This is a genomic window from Streptomyces sp. N50 (genome assembly GCF_033335955.1).
Taxonomy (GTDB): Bacteria; Actinomycetota; Actinomycetes; order Streptomycetales; family Streptomycetaceae; genus Streptomyces.
In genome coordinates, this window is the sequence record NZ_CP137549.1 from 8,656,075 (window position 1) to 8,672,021 (window position 15,947).

Sequence of the window (15,947 nt, forward strand, 5' to 3'; positions counted from 1 at the left end):
ACGGGCGGGTGCAACGAAGCCGGGATCCCGGACTCCCCTGCGCGTCACACCAGTTCGCCGCCGCTGTCCGGGGTCGACCGGCGGGTGCCGAGCCGGTTCGCGAGTTCAGTGCGTGAGCGGACGGAGAGTTTGCGGTAGATCCGGGTGAGGTTGGCCTCGACGGTCTTGACGGACATGAACAGCAGGTCGGCGGTCTCCTGGTTGGAGCGGCCCTCTCCGACGAGTTCGGCCACGCGGTGTTCGCTCGCCGTCAGCGTGCCGGTGGCGGGGCGCAGCCCGGTGCGTTCGGCTTCGGCGAGCGCGCGCTGCGACCAGCGTGGCGCACCAAGCTCGTCGAAGGCACGGGCGGCCTCGTTCAGGGTCTCGGTGGCGAGGCCCTTGTGGCCCGCGCGGCGGTAGACCTGTCCGAGCGCCAGCCGGGACCGGGCGGCCTCGAACGGGCTTTCCGCGTCCGGCAGTTGGACGATCGCCCGGAGCTGGGTCAGCGCCTCCTCGGTGTCTCCGGCGGCGGCCGTCAGCAGGGCCTGGCACCGGTCCGCGGCGACCGCTGCCTCCGGCTGGCCGGCCGCCGCCTGCCGGCGCAGGATGCCGATGGCGGCCCGGGCGTCGTCGTGGGAGCCCGTCTGCAGTGCCGCGTCGCAGTAGTCGACGGCCCACAGGAGTTGCTCCAGAGCGACCATCCCGGTGGTGGTGAGGATGCCGGCGACCTCGCGCAGGGCGCCGAGCGCCGCCGGCCAGTCGCGGGCCGAGGCCTCGACGAACCCCAGGAGGGCGAGGACGATGCTCCGCCAGTAGGTCGAGGAGCTGACGAGCGGCCGGGCGGCCGCGCGCCGGGCGCGGCTCCGGGCCTCGTCGAGACTCCCCTCGTACGCCGTCACCAGGATCCTGGCCATGTCCTCCTGCAGGGCGCCGGTGGAACTCGTCCAGGCCCCGGAGTGGTCCGCTTCCCGGAGCGCCGCATGCGCCTGACGGAATTTCGAGCGGCGGACGAGGACGAGGACCAGACACATGTAGAGGTACGACAGGTCGGCGTACCGTCCGGCGTCGACGGCCGAGGCGATGGCATCGCGCGTGTGCCCCTCGGCCGCCGGGTCGTGCCACGGGGCGAAGAAGGCGTGCATCCAGGCCCACTCCCATCCCTCCGGGGGCCGGTCCCGGCCCGCACCGGTGGCCAGCTCCCGGAATTCGTCAAGTGACCGTCCGGGGACGCCGGTTCCCCAGAGCCGTTCGATGGCCTGGCGCTGGGTGAGGGCCGCGAGCTGGATGTCCTGGCGCCCGTGTGCCGCGGCCTGGACGAGCGCCATCTGCGTGAGGCGCAGCGCGAGGGCGCCCCGGCCCTCCATGCGGTGATGTCTGCCGAGCCGGTACAGGATCTCGGCGCGGAGCTCGGTGCCGGGCGGCGAGAGCCGGAAGGCCTGTTCGGCGAAGAGCCGCCCCGAGGGGCTGTCGTCGGCCAACTGCGAACGCCGGACCAGCACTTGGGCCTGCCGCTCGGGGAGCACGGCCAGGGCCGTGGACCGGTCCAAGGCCGTTCGGGCCGCCTCCTCGTCACCGGCGTCGACGTAGTTGTCCGCCGCGCGCAGCCAGCGGCCGAAGGCGGCCTGCCCGTCGGCTCCGTACGGCGTGGCCAGCGCGGCACCCTCCAGCAGCTCCCCGGCCAGCTGCCGGGCCCCGCGGGCGCGCGAGATGTCGGCGGCGCGCTCCAGTTCCCCGGCGACCCGGTCGTCGGGAACGGTGATGGACTTCGTGCGGTGGCGTGCGCGTTCCACCGGGTCGTCGAGGCTGTCGGCGAGGAGCCGGTGGGCGCGGCGGCGGTCGGCCGGGGCTGCGGCGTCGTAGAGGGCGGAGGCCAGCAGCGGGTGGGCGAAGGCGACGGCGGACTCGGCGCCCACGGTGGCCACGTCGGCGTCGGCGGCGGCTTCCAGGGCCGACGCGAGCCGGTCCGGCGCGACGATCGCCTGAAGTTGAGTGAGGGTCAGCCGGCCCGCCGCGGACACCAGGGTGAGGACGTCACGGGTGTCGTCCGGCAGCCGCGTCACCCGCTCGCCGAGCAGACCGGCCAGGGTGGGCGGGACCGGGAAGACGGGGTCGTTGCCCCGCCAGGTGATGCCGCCCCGCTGCGGCCCGTCGGCGTGCATGGCCTTGCCGATCTCCAGGGCCAGGAACGGGTTTCCGGCACTGGCACGCGCGACTCCGACGCACCTCGGCGGGGTCCACCGGGGGCCCAGGCGGCTGCGCAGCAGTTGTCCGACGGCCCGTTCGTCCAGGGGGCGCAGCACGAGGTCGCGGCGCGGCTCGGTCAGACTGCGCAGCAGGTCGGTGCCGGTGTCCGGATCCGGCCGGGTCGCCACCAGGACGCTCAGCCGGTCCGGCCCGGTGGAGACACCGCGGACCGCGAACCCGAGGCTGCCCACGCTCGACTGGTCGAGCCACTGGAGGTCGTCGATGAGCAGCGCCACCGGCTCCGACCGGCACAGGTGATCGAGCACACCCCGGACGGCCAGGGGCACCGCCAGCGCACTGACCTCGGGTCCGTCGGGCTCGGCGTGCTGCAACGCGACCGCCAGGGCGTGCCGTTGAGGCTGCGGAAGGTGCCGGTCGATCCCCTCCGGACACTGGCCGATGAGCTCGGCCAGCCCGGCGAACGGCAGACCCCGCTCGAACTGCGTCGGGGTGATCGCCAGCACCCTGCGCCCCTGCCGGCGCGCCAGCCGCCCCGCGACCTTCATCAGGCTGGTCTTGCCCGCGCCCGGAGCGCCGACGGCGACCACGCTCCCGCCCCCGGCCAACAGCTCGTCCACGACGTGCACGGCGTCCTCGCGGCCGTACAACTCATGCTTGATCCCTGCCTCGTTCACGCACACATCATCGACATGCCTCGCACATCCGTGTCGAGGGTTCCGCGATTTCCGGCGGGGTCCCCGCGCCGCCGTCGAGGGTTTCCCCTGATGCCTCCCCCCGGGCCCCGGCCGGAAGCTGGACCCGCAGCGAGAGCAAGCAAGTCGACGGAAGCCAACGGAAGCCGACGCAGGTCGCTTCGCAGGGAGAGGGTCATGAGCGAGATCAAGAACGTCGTTCTCGTCCACGGCGGTTTCGTGGACGGATCGGGATGGCAGGAGGTGCACAAACTGCTCACGGCGGACGGCTTCCGGGTGGCGGTGGTCCAGAACCCGACCCTGTCGCTGGCCGGTGACGTCCTGGCCACCCTGCGGATCGTGCGGTCACTGGACGGCCCGTGCGTGCTCGTCGGCCACTCCTACGGCGGAGCGGTGATCACCGAGGCCGGCCTCGACGAGAAGGTGTCCGCGCTCGCCTACATCGCCGCGTTCGCACCCGACGCGGGCGAGTCGGTCAACACCCTGATCGCAAATCCGCCGCCCGGTGCCCCGGTCCCGCCGATCGTGCCGTCCCCGGACGGGTTCCTGTTCCTGGACCGGGACAAGTTCCACACCTCGTTCGCCGCCGACCTGCCCGCGCCGGAGGCGGGCTTCATGGCGGACTCCCAGGTCGCCTGGGGCGCGGACGCGCTCGGCGGCCAGATCACCCGGCCCGCCTGGCGCACCAAGCCGTCCTGGTACCTGGTCGCCACCGAGGACCGGATGATCCCGCCGGCCGCCCAGCGCATGATGGCCGACCGCGCCGGCGCCAATGTGGGGGAGGTCGCCGCGAGCCATTCCGTGTACGTCTCCCAGCCACAGGCCACCGCCGACCTCATCAAGCAGGCGGCGGCCTCGGCCGGCCACTGAACTCGCCCACTGAGCAAGCCCGTTGAGCACGCCCATTGAATTCGCCGCCCCTCCAGGGCGCGAGCGTTCCAGCCATTTCCCCGAACGGACCCGAGCAGACGTCTCGGACGAAGGAGGCAGTGTCGTGACCACAGGTCAGGAAGTGAAGAACATCGTGCTGGTGCACGGTGGTTTCGTGGACGGTTCCGGCTGGCAGGGGGTGTACGACCAACTGGTCCCCGACGGCTACCGGGTCTTCGTCGTGCAGAACACGACGCTGTCGCTGGCCGACGACGTCGCCACCACCCGGCAGGTCCTGGACGGGCTGGACGGCCCCGCCGTGCTGGTGGGCCACTCCTACGGCGGCGCGGTCATCACCGAGGCCGGCACCCATCCCAACGTCGCCGCGCTCGCCTACATCGCCGCGTTCGCGCCCGACAAGGGCGAGTCGGTCAACACCCTGATCGCGGACCCGCCGCCCGGCGCTCCGGTTCCGCCGATCCTGCCGCCCGTCGACGGGTTCCTCTTCCTGGACCGGGACAAGTTCGCGGCCTCGTTCGCCGCGGACGTACCCGAGAAGCTCGCCGCGTTCATGGCCGACTCGCAGGTGCCCTGGGGCGTGGAGGCGCTCGGCGGCGCGGTCACCGACCCCGCCTGGCGCACCAAGCCGTCCTGGTACCTGGTCGCCACCGACGACCGCATGATTCCCCCGCCCGCCCAGCGGATCATGTCCGAGCGGGCCGGAGCGACGGTCACCGAGACGGCCGGCAGCCACGCCGTGTACGTGTCCGACCCGGCTGCCGTGGCCGCGGTCATCGTTCAGGCTGCCACGGCTGTCAGCGGCAGCTAGTGCCGTGACCGGTAACCCTTGCCGGGTTGCCCGTCGGGCCGGGCGTCACGGAGGGCGATCGGCAGGGGCGGGTAGGGCATCACCGGTGAGGGTTCGCCGGCTTGCCATGCTGGGCAAGCCCTTCACCCGCTGACCCGGTCCGTAGGCTGGTAGACCAACTCCGGCGCAACGTCGCCCGCCCGGTGAGCACCGGCCGGGCGACGTTGCGTTGCCTCCAGATCCGGCGCGGGACCTTCTTCCAGCGCACGAAGACCTGGAAGGAGTCCCGGGTTCCGGCTTTCGACGCCAAGCTTGACCGGCCCCTACGGCAGTTCAACGTCGTCCACCTCAAGGGCAGTTGAGCCGCGCGAGATCACCCGAGGCGGCGAAGCCGATTCTCACCGTGTGCTACGAAACGGCACCGCTTCCAAGCTGCCACATTTCATAGTTCCCGCATTCTGCCGTGATCTCGGCCGTCGCCTGAGCCGCGCCGAAAAAGTCCTCGATCACCGGCGAGGTGCCCGATGCCGCCACCGCGAGGCACACCTGCTCGGGCGCCAGATCCGGGATGGGCACGTAGACGACGTCCGGATGTGAGTAGAAGACGGTCGCCGAACGGGCCAGGAACGAGATGCCCCGGCCGGCCGCGACATGCTCAAGCGTCTCGTCCACCCCGCGCACCAGGTACCCGGCGTTGGGGTGCGGGCGCCTGGTGGGCTGCGTGCTCGGGTCGGCATGCCACACCAGCGGTTCGCCGGCCAGGTCGGCCTCGGTGACCTCTTCCTTGCCGGCCAACCGGTGACCGGCGGGCAGCACCGCCACCCGCGGCTCGGTGTACAGCGGGGTGACGCGCAGGCCGGTCTCGTCGATGGGCAGCCGCACATAGGCGATGTCGATGCGGCCGTCGAGCAGCATCGTGGCCTGGTCGTCCCCTTCGATCCGCTGCACGTCCACGACCACATCCGGGTGCCGGGCCTCGAACGCCCGAGCCGCCGGGATGACCGGGATGCCGGCCCGGAAACCGACCATCAGCCGCCGGCTGCCGCGAGCGGCCACGGACACCCGGCGGCGGACCGCGTGCGTGGACGCGAGCAGCGGACCGGCGTCGGCCAGCAGTTGTCGGCCCGCGTCGGTCAGCTCCACGCCGTGGCGATCCCTGGTGAACAGCGAGGCGCCGAGATCCTGCTCGAGCGCGCGGATCTGCCGGCTGAGCACCGGCTGCGCGATATGCAGCTCATCGGCGGCGCGGCCGAAGTGCAACTGTTCCGCCACGGCGACGAAGTAACGCAGTTTCCGCAGGTCCAGATCCAGATCCATGGCGCCTCCCGGCCCGGTGATGCATTCAGGGTATCACCACGACTAAAAGAGGTCTTGGACACCAGCTCAGGCCAATGGCAGCCTGAATAGGTACCCAATGGGGCCGAAGCGAATTCGACACAAGAATTCTGAACGAGAATTCGACATCGGACTTGATGGTAGGACCCCGGCCCGGAATGAGCGCAAGGAATTGAGTGCCGTCCATCGCGTCATTCGACGGCATTGACGGCATCGACGGCGCAATCGTCAGCAACGACGGGCTGGGCATGGCGTCCTGCCCAGCTCCGGAAAGCAGGAACACCAATGAGCAGCATCAGCATCATCGGCCTGGGGAACATGGCCGGCGCCCTGGCCGGCCGGGCGCTGGCCGGCGGCAACGCCGTAGAGATCATCGGCCGCGACCCGGCCAAGGCCAAGGGACTGGCCGGCACGCTCGGCGGCGCCAGTGTCGGGACGCCTGGCGCGTCCCCGGCCGGGGACATCGTCGTCCTCGCCGTGCCGTACGCCAGTGCGGCGGCGGTGGTGAGCGAGTACGGGGACGCGCTGCGCGGCAAGGTCATCATCGACATCACCAACCCCGTCGCCCCCGATCTCCAGGGCTTTGTCACCCCCGACGGCAGTTCCGGCGCGCAGGAGATCGCGAAGGCGGCCCCCGCCAGCGCGCATGTCGTCAAGGCGTTCAACACCCTGTTCTCCGATGTTCTGGCGGCCGGGCCGGCCGAGGGCCGCTCCTTGGACGTGTTCATCGCCGGCGACGACGCGCAGGCAAAAGCACGCGTGTCGGAATTCGTCGAGAGCCTGGGGCTGCGCCCGATGGACGCCGGGGAGTTGCCGATGGCGCGCGCACTGGAGAACGTCGCCCTGCTGGAGCTGGGCCTCATGACCCACTCCATAAAGCACACCGACTTCTCCCTCGGCATCACCATTCTGAGCTGAGCGCCTCCGCGCCACTGCTTCTTGAGCCACATCACGCCAGTCGATCTGCGGCATGAGAAGAACAGCCGCTCCAACTACCCCCAAAGGAAAGCAAGATGCGCGTTTTCGTCACTGGCGGGACCGGCCATTCCGGTTCGTACATCGTCCCCGAGCTCATCGCGGCCGGGCACGAGGTCACCGGCCTGGCCCGGTCGGACGCCGCCGCGGCGGCGTTGTCCGCGCTCGGCGCGAAGGTGCGTCGCGGCGACCTCCAGGATCTCGACGGGCTCAAGGAGGCGGCCGCGGACTCCGACGGCGTCATCCATGTCGCGCACAGGCAGGACCTGCTTCCCTCCGGCGGGCTCGACGCCGTGGCCGCCGCGGAGGTCCCGATCATGCTCGCGTACGGCGAGGCACTCGCGGGAACCGGAAAGCCGCTGGTCGCAGCTGGGAGCATAGGCTCGGGCGGGAACCTGGGCCGGCCGGTCACCGAGGAGGACCCGGCCCTTCCCGGCGGCGACGAGTACAAGGGCACCCTGCGGGTTCGCAACGTCGTGGAGACCACCGCGGTCGGCCTCGCCGAGCAGGGCGTGCGGTCCTCGATCGTACGGATCGCCAACATCGCGCACGGCACGACCGATCGTGCCGGCTTCCTCCCCGAGCTGATCGCGCTCGCGAAGGAGAAGGGTTTCGTCGGCTACCCCGGCGACGGCGCGAACCTGTGGAACGCCGTGCACATCCGCGATGTCGCCTCCTTGTTCCGCTTGGCGCTGGAGAAGGGTCCGGCCGGCAAGTACTGGCACGCGGTCGGGGACGAAGGCATCCCGTTCCGCGAGATCGCCGAGGCCATCGGCAGCCGTCTGGGCCTGCCCGTCGTCAGCGTTCCCGTGGACGTACTGATGATTCCGGGATATTTCGGATTCCTCGCGAACATCGTCACGCAGTCTTACCCGGCGTCCAATCTCATCACCCGCCGGACCCTCGGCTGGGAACCCGCTCAGCCTCGCCTTCTCGCCGATCTGGACAACGGCCATTACTTCCCCGCCGGCTGACAGCTGCGACCCGAATCGCAACGAGTCGGGAAAAGGCAAGGGTTCACTTTTTCGGATACGCGTCAATTAATTCGGCTAACCATCAGTTCAACGGAGTGATCGTGGGAAAACTCGATGGCAAGGTAGCGGTGATCACCGGCGGATCCACCGGCATGGCACTGGCCGGCGCCAAGCTGTTCGTCGAGGAAGGAGCGCACGTCTTTATCCAGGCCCGGCGGCAGGAAGCGCTGGACGACGCCGTCAAGCTGATCGGCCGCAACGTCACCGCCGTCCAGGGCGACGCGGCCGAACTGGACGACCTGGACCGCTTGTACGACACCGTCAAGCGGGAAAAGGGCTCGATCGACGTGCTGTGGGCCAGCGCCGGGATGGGCGAACCCGCCGTCCTCGGCGAGATCACCGAAGAACAGTTCCACCGCGCCTTCTGGCTCAACGCGCGCGGCACCCTGTTCACCGTGCAGAAGGCGCTGCCGCTGCTCAACGACAACGGCTCGATCCTCATGACCGGATCCAACGCCTCCCTCGGCGCCTTCCCCGGCTGGAGCCTCTACGCGGGAAGCAAGGCCGTGCAGCAGGCCTGGGCCCGCGTCTGGCTCAACGAACTGCGCGACCGCAAGATCCGGGTCAACGTCCTGACCCCCGGCCAGGTCGGCACCGCCAAACAGGAAGAACTCTTCGACGAGGCGACCAGGGCCGCATTCGAGTCCCTCATTCCCCGCGGAAACATGGGCCGCCCCGAGGAGATCGCCACCGTCGCCCTGTTCCTCGCCTCCGACGACTCCAGCTATGTCAACGGCCTGGAACTGGTCGCCGACGGCGGCACCACCGCCATCTGAACGAACGAGACAGATCGACACCTCAAGAATCAAGAACAGGAAGAGGGCACACCTCATGAGCAGCATCACCCTCATCGGTACGGGGAACATGGCCCGCACCATCGGCACGCTCGCGGTGGCGGGCGGCAACACCGTCGAGGTCATGGGACGCGACCAGTCCAAGGCCGACGACCTGGCCAAGGCTCTGGGCGGCGGTGCGACGACGGGCAGTTGGGGCGCCGTCCCGGCCGGGGACATCGTCATCACGGCCCTGTTGTACGCCGGTGTCGTTCCGGTCGTCACCGAGTACGGGGACGCCCTCGCGGGCAAGGTCATCGTCGACATCAGCAACCCGTTCAACGCCACGTTCGACGGACTGGCCCACGGCGAGGAGACCTCGGTCGCGCAGGAAGTCGCCAAGGTGGCCCCGGCCGGCGCCAGCGTGGTGAAGGGGTTCAACACGATCTTCCGGAGTGTCCTGGAGAAGGGCCGGCCCAACGTCTTCATCGCCGGCGACGATGCGCAGGCCAAGGCAGGCGTGGCGGCGTTCATCGAGAGCCTCGGGCTGCGCCCGCTGGACGTCGGCGGCCTGAAGATGGCGCACTGGCTGGAAGGAATGGGCCTGGTCACGGTGGGCCTCGCCGGCAACGGGGTCGGCCACTGGGACTTCGCCCTCGGCGTCGACGAATTCACCGCCTGATCCCTCGGAGCTGAGAGGCTGACGAAACCCGGCATCCGGCATCCGGTGCCGGGTGCGTCGCGCGACCGACACGGTTGACTGGGCCAACTCCGTTGACGGCACCGCCGGTTGAGGAGTCACGAGGTCTGAGATCTCCCGCCGCCGGATGATGGCCTCCGGTGCCGGTGCCGGTGCCGGTGCCGGTGCCGGTGCCGCAGGGCCCGCTGCGCTGCCGGCCCAGCCGACCCCGGCCAACGCCGTTGTCGCGAACGGCAGTTCCGCGACCTCCGCCAAGCCGACCGGCGTGCTGGTCCACGCCGGGTTCGCCGCCGCCTCCTGCTGGAACGGCACGATCGAGTGCCTCCGGCGTCATGACTGCCCGACCATCGCCCCCGCCAGCCCGCTGTGCTCCCTGCCGGGGGCGAGCAACTCGGCGTACTCATCGACAAGTTCGCGGCAGCGTCATCGAAGCCGGCACCACCGGGTGCCCTGCACCGACACCGTCCGGCGCGACATCCCCTCCCGGGGACCGGGGTCCCCGCCCCCACACACACACGTCTCCGCCCGGCCCGTACCACCGCGGGCCGGGTCTCGTCGTCCGCTCCGCGCCGTCTCCCTGGGCTTCGCCGTGTGCGTCGATCACGTCGGGCGGTAAAATCTGGGCATAACGGACAGGTGTGGGCGGCGTCAGCGCGCGTACGCGATGACCGGCGTCGTGACGGCGAAGGGCACCACCATGGACCGCTCGGATTCCGAAGGCCGTGCCGGGGACGACTTGGGGCGCGGGGCACCCGGGGTACCGGCGCGCGGCCGTGGGCCCAATCGCCCCGGTGACATCTCGCAGGAGGACGACACGGCACCCTCGGCGGGGTGGGGTGCGGCGCGCAGTGTGACGCGGGTCCTCGTCAAGACGCGCGAGCCGGTCAGCGGGCCGCTGGCGATCGTGCGGATGAACCACGAGAACGGCGGGTTCGACTGTCCGGGATGCGCGTGGCCCGACGACCGCAAGGGCCTGCACCTGGACATCTGCGAGAACGGGATCAAGCACGTCACCTGGGAGATGACCCGCAAGAAGGCCGGCCGGGAGTTCTTCGCCGCGCACACGGTCACCGAGCTGGCCGGCTGGCCGGACTACGCGCTGGAGGACCAGGGCCGGCTGACCGAGCCGATGGTCTACGACGAGGCCACGGACAAGTACGTCCCGATCTCCTGGCCGGACGCGTTCGCGCTCGTCGGGCAGACATTGCGCGGCCTGGAGAGTCCTGACCAGGCCGCGTTCTACACGTCCGGGCGGCTCAACAATGAGGCCACGTTCCTCTATCAGTTGTGGGTGCGGGAGTTCGGCACCAACAACCTGCCGGACTGCTCGAACATGTGCCACGAGGCTTCCGGCCGTGCCCTGCAGGCCGCGCTGGGCACCGGCAAGGGCACGTGCGACATCGCCGACTGGGACGCGGCCGACCTGCTCATCGTCATGGGCGTGAACGCGGCGTCCAACGCCCCGCGCATGCTCACCACGCTCGCCAAGGCACACCGGCGCGGTGCTCAGATCGTCCACGTCAACCCGCTCGTCGAGGCGGGCGCGCGCCGGACGATCGTGCCGCACGAGTTCGCCGCGATGGCAGCCTTCCACGCCACCGCGACCGGCGACCAGAACGTGCAGGTCGGCATCGGCGGCGACCTGGCCCTACTGCGCGGGGTCGCCAAGGCGGTCTTCGAGAGGGCCGAGGAGAACCCGGCGGTGCTCGACGCCGAGTTCATCGAACGGCACACGTCGGGCTTCGCGTCGTACCGCGACCTGGTGCGTGCCACCGACTGGGCCGAGCTGGTGCGGCAGTCCGGGGTGAGCGAGGTCGAGATCCGCGAGGTCGCCGACCGCTACATGGCCGCCGACCGCACCGTCATCTCCTGGTGCCTCGGCGTCACCCAGCAGGACCACGGGGTGGACACCGTCCGCGAGATCGTGAACCTGCTGATGCTGCGCGGCAACCTCGGCCGCGAAGGAGCCGGACCCTCACCGGTGCGCGGCCACAGCAACGTCCAGGGCAACCGCACCTGCGGCATCGACCACCGCCCCACGCCCGAGTTCCTCGACGCGCTCGACGAGGTCTGCGGGATCTCCGCGCCCCGCGAGCACGGTCTGGACACCGTCGGCACCATCAGGGCGATGCGGGACGGCCGGGTGAAGGTGTTCGTCGCGATGGGCGGCAACTTCGTCCTCGCCGCCCCCGACACCGACGCGACCACGGCCGCGCTGCGCACCACCGAACTGACCGTGCAGGTGAGCACGAAACTCAACCGCAGCCATCTCGTCCACGGCCGCCGCGCCCTCATCCTCCCGTGCCGGGGACGCACCGAGAAGGACACCCAGGCGACGGGGGAACAGGGCGTGAGCGTCGAGGACGCGATGAGCGAGGTGCACCTCTCCTTCGGCATGCGCAAGCCGCCCGCCGAGACCCTCAGGTCCGAGTGTGCGATCGTCGCCGGGATGGCACGGGCGACACTGCCCGACTCGACGACACCGTGGGAGTGGTACGTCGAGGACTACGACCGGATCCGCGACACGATGGCCCAAGTCCTCCCGGGCTTCGAGGACTTCAACCGCCGGGTGCGCGAACCGCTCGGCTTCCGCATCACCCAGCCCGCCCGCGAGCGCGAGTTCCACACCCCCTCCGGCCGCGCGGAGTTCCACCCGAGCGAACTCCCCGACGTGACCCCGCCCCAGGGCATGCTCGTCCTCTCCACGATGCGCTCGCACGACCAGTGGAACACCACCGTGTACTCCGACGACGACCGCTACCGCGGGGTCAAGAACCTGCGCACCCTGCTCTTCATGAACCCCGAGGACATGGCCGACCGGGGCCTCGCCGAGTTCGACCTGATCGACATCACGAGCCATGCCCGCGACGGCAGCACCCGGTCGGTCCACGGCTACCGCGTCATCGCCTACGACATCCCGCCCGCCAGCGTCGCGGGTTACATGCCCGAACTCAACATCCTCTGCGGGCTCGACGACTACAGCAGGCAGAGCGACCAGCCCCTGATGAAACACCAACTCGTCACCGTCACCCCGGCTTTGAGCAGGTGATCGCGCGGGCGAACACTATGAACGCAATGATCGACGGGTAGTCCCCACCAGCGGCGGTTCCTAACATCACGGTTCGCAGGGCAACTTCGCACAGCGAATGCATAGGAGCCGCTCCCGTGACGACACTTGACGCGCCCGTACCGGTACGCCGGAGACTCCCGGCCTCTCGCTACCGCCGGGCGGCACTGGCCGTCGGTGTGGCCGCGGCACTCCTCGGCACGCTCGGCAACGCCCCCGCGCCGAGGGCACGGGCCGAGCGGCCCGCAGTGGCCGACTGCCCGCCCAACTTGCTGGGCAAGGCGACGTGTTACACCGGCAAGGACACCAACGGCGCGTACTACGCGATGGCCGTGCCGACCCGCTGGAACGGATCCCTCGTCGTGCACGCGCACGGCGGACCCGACCTCGGCGACTCCTCCGACCCGGCACGCAGCACCGACGATCTGAACCGCTGGGCGGTGATGGTCGAGGAGGGCTACGCCTGGGCCGGCTCGTCCTACCGCCGCGGTGGCTACGGCACCCGGATGGCCGCCGCCGACACCGAGAGCGTACGCAAGCTGTTCGTCTCGGAGTTCGGCAAGCCGAAGCGGACCTACGTCCACGGCCAGTCCTGGGGCGGTGACGTGGCCGCCAAGGTCGCGGAGACCTACGGCAGACACCCCGGCGCCTACGACGGCGCACTGCTCACGAGCGGTGTCCTCGGCGGCGGTTCACGCGGCTACGACTACCGCGTCGACCTCCGGGTGGTCTACCAGTACTACTGCCACAACCACCCCCGCCCGACCGAGCCGCAGTACCCGCTGTGGCAGGGCCTGCGCGCGGACTCCACCATGACGGGCGCCGGGCTCCGAGCCCGCCTCCAGGAGTGCACGGGATACGCCTCCGACCCCGCGGACCGGACCACGCTCCAGCAGCGCAACCTCGACGACATCCTCGCCGTCACCCGCATCCCGGAGCGCTCGCTCGCGTCCCATCTGCAGTTCGCCACCTTCACGTTCCGGGACATCGTGTCGACCCGCCTCGGCGGCCGAAATCCCTTCAGCAACAAGGGTGTTCGGTACTCGGGTTCACACGACGACAAGGCGCTCAACGCGGGCGTGGAACGGTTCTCGGCCGACCCCACCGCGCGCCGCGACCTCTCCTACGACAGCGACCTGACCGGCAAGGTCACCATCCCGGTCCTCACCCTGCACGCGATCGACGACCCGACGGCGTTCGTCGAGCACGAGGCGGCCTACCGCGCCACGCTCCAGGGCGCGGGCCGGGGCGGCGACCTCGTCCAGACCTTCACGACGGAGACCGAGCACAGCGCGCTCAGCGACTCCGAGTACGCCAACTCCATTGCCGCGCTGGACACTTGGGTGCGTCACGGACGCAAGCCGACCGCGCGCTCGGTCGCGGCCTCCTGCGCGGCCTTCGACCTGAAGTACGGCAGCGGGTGCTTCTACGACCCGGCGTTCCGCCCCGCGCCGTACGCCTCACGGATCCGCCCCCGGCCGGGCGGGCTCGTCTGGCCCGTCATGACCGCGGCGCAGGAGCGGGCGTGGAGCCGGATCGACGGGGTGGGGATCGCTCCCTGAACGGTGGGGACCCGGGCTGGTCCGGTCGACCAGCCCGGGAGGCTCACTGGACGTAGGTGTAGTGCGGGCTGTCGTACTGCGGCCCGTTCTTCTCGTAGGTGAACCAGTAGGTCAGGGTGGAACCGGTGGCGAGCGAGACGTTCTGGGTCCAGGTGCCGCCGCTGTTGGTCATCCGGAAGTTCTGCTGGCCGGCGCCGTTGATCAAGTAGTGCACATCGACGTACGCCGCGGGTGTGGTCGGAACGAACGTGATCTGCGCCTGACCGGCGCTCACCCGCGTCACCCCGGCGGTGTAGTCCGGTGTCGTCGTGGTCCCGCCGGTGCTTCCGCCCGTCGTGGTGCCACCAGTCGTACTGCCTGTGGTGCTGCCGGTCGTCGTGCCGCCGGTGGTGCTCCCGCTGGGGCTCTGCTGGTAGACGGCGAACCAGTCGACGCTCATGGCGGCACCCGAGGTGATGCTGCCCGCCTGCGCGGCCGAGCTGCAGCCGCAGACCTTGTCGGGATAGGAACCCGCGATCGCCAGGTCGAAGATGGCCATGAATCCGTGATCGACGGCCGCCTGCCACGTCGCGACGGACACCTGGTTCTCGTTGACGGTGAAGGTCAGATTGCCGTCGAGGTAGAAGCGGAGCTGCTCGGCGGCGGTGTTCGTGCGGTCGATGATCGCGGAGTACGTGTGGTAGCCGGTCTGGCAGCCCGCGCACGGCTGGAGGTTGCTGGTGATGCCGTCGGGGTCGTGGCACTCGCCCGCCCACACACCGCAGTGGAAGGTGGTGGAGTGCTGGCTCAGCGCGTTGACGTCCTCCATGATGTCGAACTCGCCGATGCTCGGCCAGTTCGTCGCGCCGACCGGACGGGCCGCGCCGCCCATCGCCCAGAACGCGGGCCAATAGCCCAGTCCGCTCTGCGGGTTGGGCTGCAGGATGGACGCGCTCATCTCCAGCTGTCCGCCGGCCGGGGCGGCGAAGTCGGTGCGCTGGGTCTCGATGCGTCCCGAGGTCCAGTGGCCCGACCCGTCACGGAGAGCCTTGATGACCAGGTGTCCCTGCCCGTCCTGGTAGACGTTGTTCGTGGAGTCGGTGGCCGATTCGACCTCGCCCGTTCCCCAGTTGGCGGCGCCTCCGGCGTAACTGGTGCCGAGGTCGTACAGCCAGTTGGACCGGTCCAGAGCGCTGCCGGACGCGCCGTTGAAGTCGTCCGAGAAGAGGGTGGTCCAGCCGGTCGGAGCGCCCGGTACGGCCGCCGAGGCGCTGCCGCCGCTGCCGATCAGGCCTGCGAGCGCGCCGATGAGCAGCACCAGAGCGCTGCCCAGGACGAGGGGGACGGTTCGCTGTCTACCGGCCGGCGCTGTGGCAGGCGGTGGGGAGGTTGTCATCGTGGTGGTTCTCCCTGTCGAGCTGGCGGGTTGGGAGTGCTGCGGGGGCCTGACTCCTGGTGGGGATGGGGATCAGGTCGTCTCCGTGGTCTCGCGACATGGTCTGCTGGTGTCTTTGAGAGCGCTCTCAGGGCGATCATGGGTCTGCGGTTGCTCGTCGTCCTCCTCTGCGTCGGTGCCGCCGCACTGTGAATCTTGGTGCGCGCGGCTGATCACGGACGATCCGTCATGTCGGGTGGGACGAGCCTGAGTTGGCTGCTCACCGGGCGGAAATCGCCGTTTCAATGCAGGAGTGTCCGGCGCGACTCTCCATGCGTCAATGGCTTCAACGTGATCGGTTGACGAGCGGGTCTCCTGGCGACGCCCTATGGAGTCCCGGAGAAGGTCCGAACCAAGCTCCGCGTGGCTGTGGAGCGCTCTCCGGCGATCGGTCGAGCGCGCCTCCGTCCCGTTGAGCTGCGGTTCCGTGACGACGGCGGCAGAGTGGAGGTGCAGGCGTCCAGGCGATGGCCTCGGATGCGGCCCGCAGACCTCACGCAGCGGCTTCAGGAGTCGAAGGCAACTACTGCTCG

12 protein-coding genes are annotated in these 15,947 nt (G+C 70.2%); 9 read left to right on the top strand and 3 right to left on the bottom strand.

The features are described from left to right. Positions 1 to 44: 44 nt before the first annotated feature. Entirely contained in the window at positions 45 to 2,858 is a 2,814-nt protein-coding gene (locus R2B38_RS38365; protein WP_318020411.1) for a helix-turn-helix transcriptional regulator, read from the bottom strand. A gap of 195 nt (positions 2,859 to 3,053) precedes the next feature. Between R2B38_RS38365 and R2B38_RS38370 the strand changes: the two genes are divergently transcribed. From R2B38_RS38370 to R2B38_RS38380, 3 genes are all read left to right on the top strand, one after another. Then, complete coding sequence (locus tag R2B38_RS38370) at positions 3,054 to 3,746, top strand: alpha/beta hydrolase (RefSeq protein WP_318020412.1); 693 nt, start codon at positions 3,054 to 3,056, stop codon at positions 3,744 to 3,746. Positions 3,747 to 3,870: 124 nt separating this feature from the next. Continuing rightward, positions 3,871 to 4,575 carry an alpha/beta hydrolase gene (locus R2B38_RS38375; RefSeq protein WP_318020413.1) on the top strand — a complete coding sequence of 235 codons (705 nt, stop codon included), beginning with the start codon at positions 3,871 to 3,873 and terminating at the stop codon, positions 4,573 to 4,575. Between the two features lie 182 nt (positions 4,576 to 4,757). Then, positions 4,758 to 4,916, top strand: a complete 159-nt coding sequence (locus R2B38_RS38380) for a hypothetical protein (RefSeq protein ID WP_318020414.1) — start codon at positions 4,758 to 4,760, stop codon at positions 4,914 to 4,916. A gap of 46 nt (positions 4,917 to 4,962) precedes the next feature. Here the strand turns inward: R2B38_RS38380 and R2B38_RS38385 are convergent, their stop codons facing one another. Beyond that, positions 4,963 to 5,865, bottom strand: coding sequence for a LysR family transcriptional regulator (locus tag R2B38_RS38385; protein ID WP_318021896.1), 903 nt, complete (start codon positions 5,863 to 5,865; stop codon positions 4,963 to 4,965). Between the two features lie 309 nt (positions 5,866 to 6,174). On the opposite strand from R2B38_RS38385, the gene R2B38_RS38390 reads away from it, so the two are divergent. From R2B38_RS38390 to R2B38_RS38415, 6 genes are all read left to right on the top strand, one after another. Next, positions 6,175 to 6,807, top strand: a complete 633-nt coding sequence (locus R2B38_RS38390; protein ID WP_318020415.1) for an NADPH-dependent F420 reductase — start codon at positions 6,175 to 6,177, stop codon at positions 6,805 to 6,807. 95 nt (positions 6,808 to 6,902) lie between these two features. Next, complete coding sequence (locus R2B38_RS38395; protein ID WP_318020416.1) at positions 6,903 to 7,838, top strand: SDR family oxidoreductase; 936 nt, start codon at positions 6,903 to 6,905, stop codon at positions 7,836 to 7,838. Positions 7,839 to 7,939: 101 nt separating this feature from the next. Continuing rightward, positions 7,940 to 8,674: an SDR family NAD(P)-dependent oxidoreductase gene (locus R2B38_RS38400; protein ID WP_318020417.1), complete on the top strand. Its 735-nt coding sequence runs from the start codon at positions 7,940 to 7,942 to the stop codon at positions 8,672 to 8,674. 55 nt (positions 8,675 to 8,729) lie between these two features. Next, the gene (locus R2B38_RS38405; protein WP_318020418.1) at positions 8,730 to 9,353 is read left to right on the top strand and encodes an NADPH-dependent F420 reductase; all 624 of its coding nucleotides are present in this window, start codon (positions 8,730 to 8,732) and stop codon (positions 9,351 to 9,353) included. 715 nt (positions 9,354 to 10,068) lie between these two features. After that, on the top strand, positions 10,069 to 12,420 hold the full coding sequence (locus tag R2B38_RS38410; protein WP_411978607.1) for an FdhF/YdeP family oxidoreductase: 2,352 nt from the start codon (positions 10,069 to 10,071) through the stop codon (positions 12,418 to 12,420). 116 nt (positions 12,421 to 12,536) lie between these two features. After that, positions 12,537 to 14,000 (top strand): alpha/beta hydrolase family protein, encoded by a 1,464-nt coding sequence (locus tag R2B38_RS38415; protein ID WP_411978526.1) that lies wholly within the window; start codon positions 12,537 to 12,539, stop codon positions 13,998 to 14,000. A 43-nt stretch (positions 14,001 to 14,043) separates the two neighbouring features. Here the strand turns inward: R2B38_RS38415 and R2B38_RS38420 are convergent, their stop codons facing one another. Beyond that, complete coding sequence (locus R2B38_RS38420) at positions 14,044 to 15,375, bottom strand: glycoside hydrolase family 16 protein (protein WP_318020420.1); 1,332 nt, start codon at positions 15,373 to 15,375, stop codon at positions 14,044 to 14,046. Positions 15,376 to 15,947 lie beyond the last annotated feature (572 nt).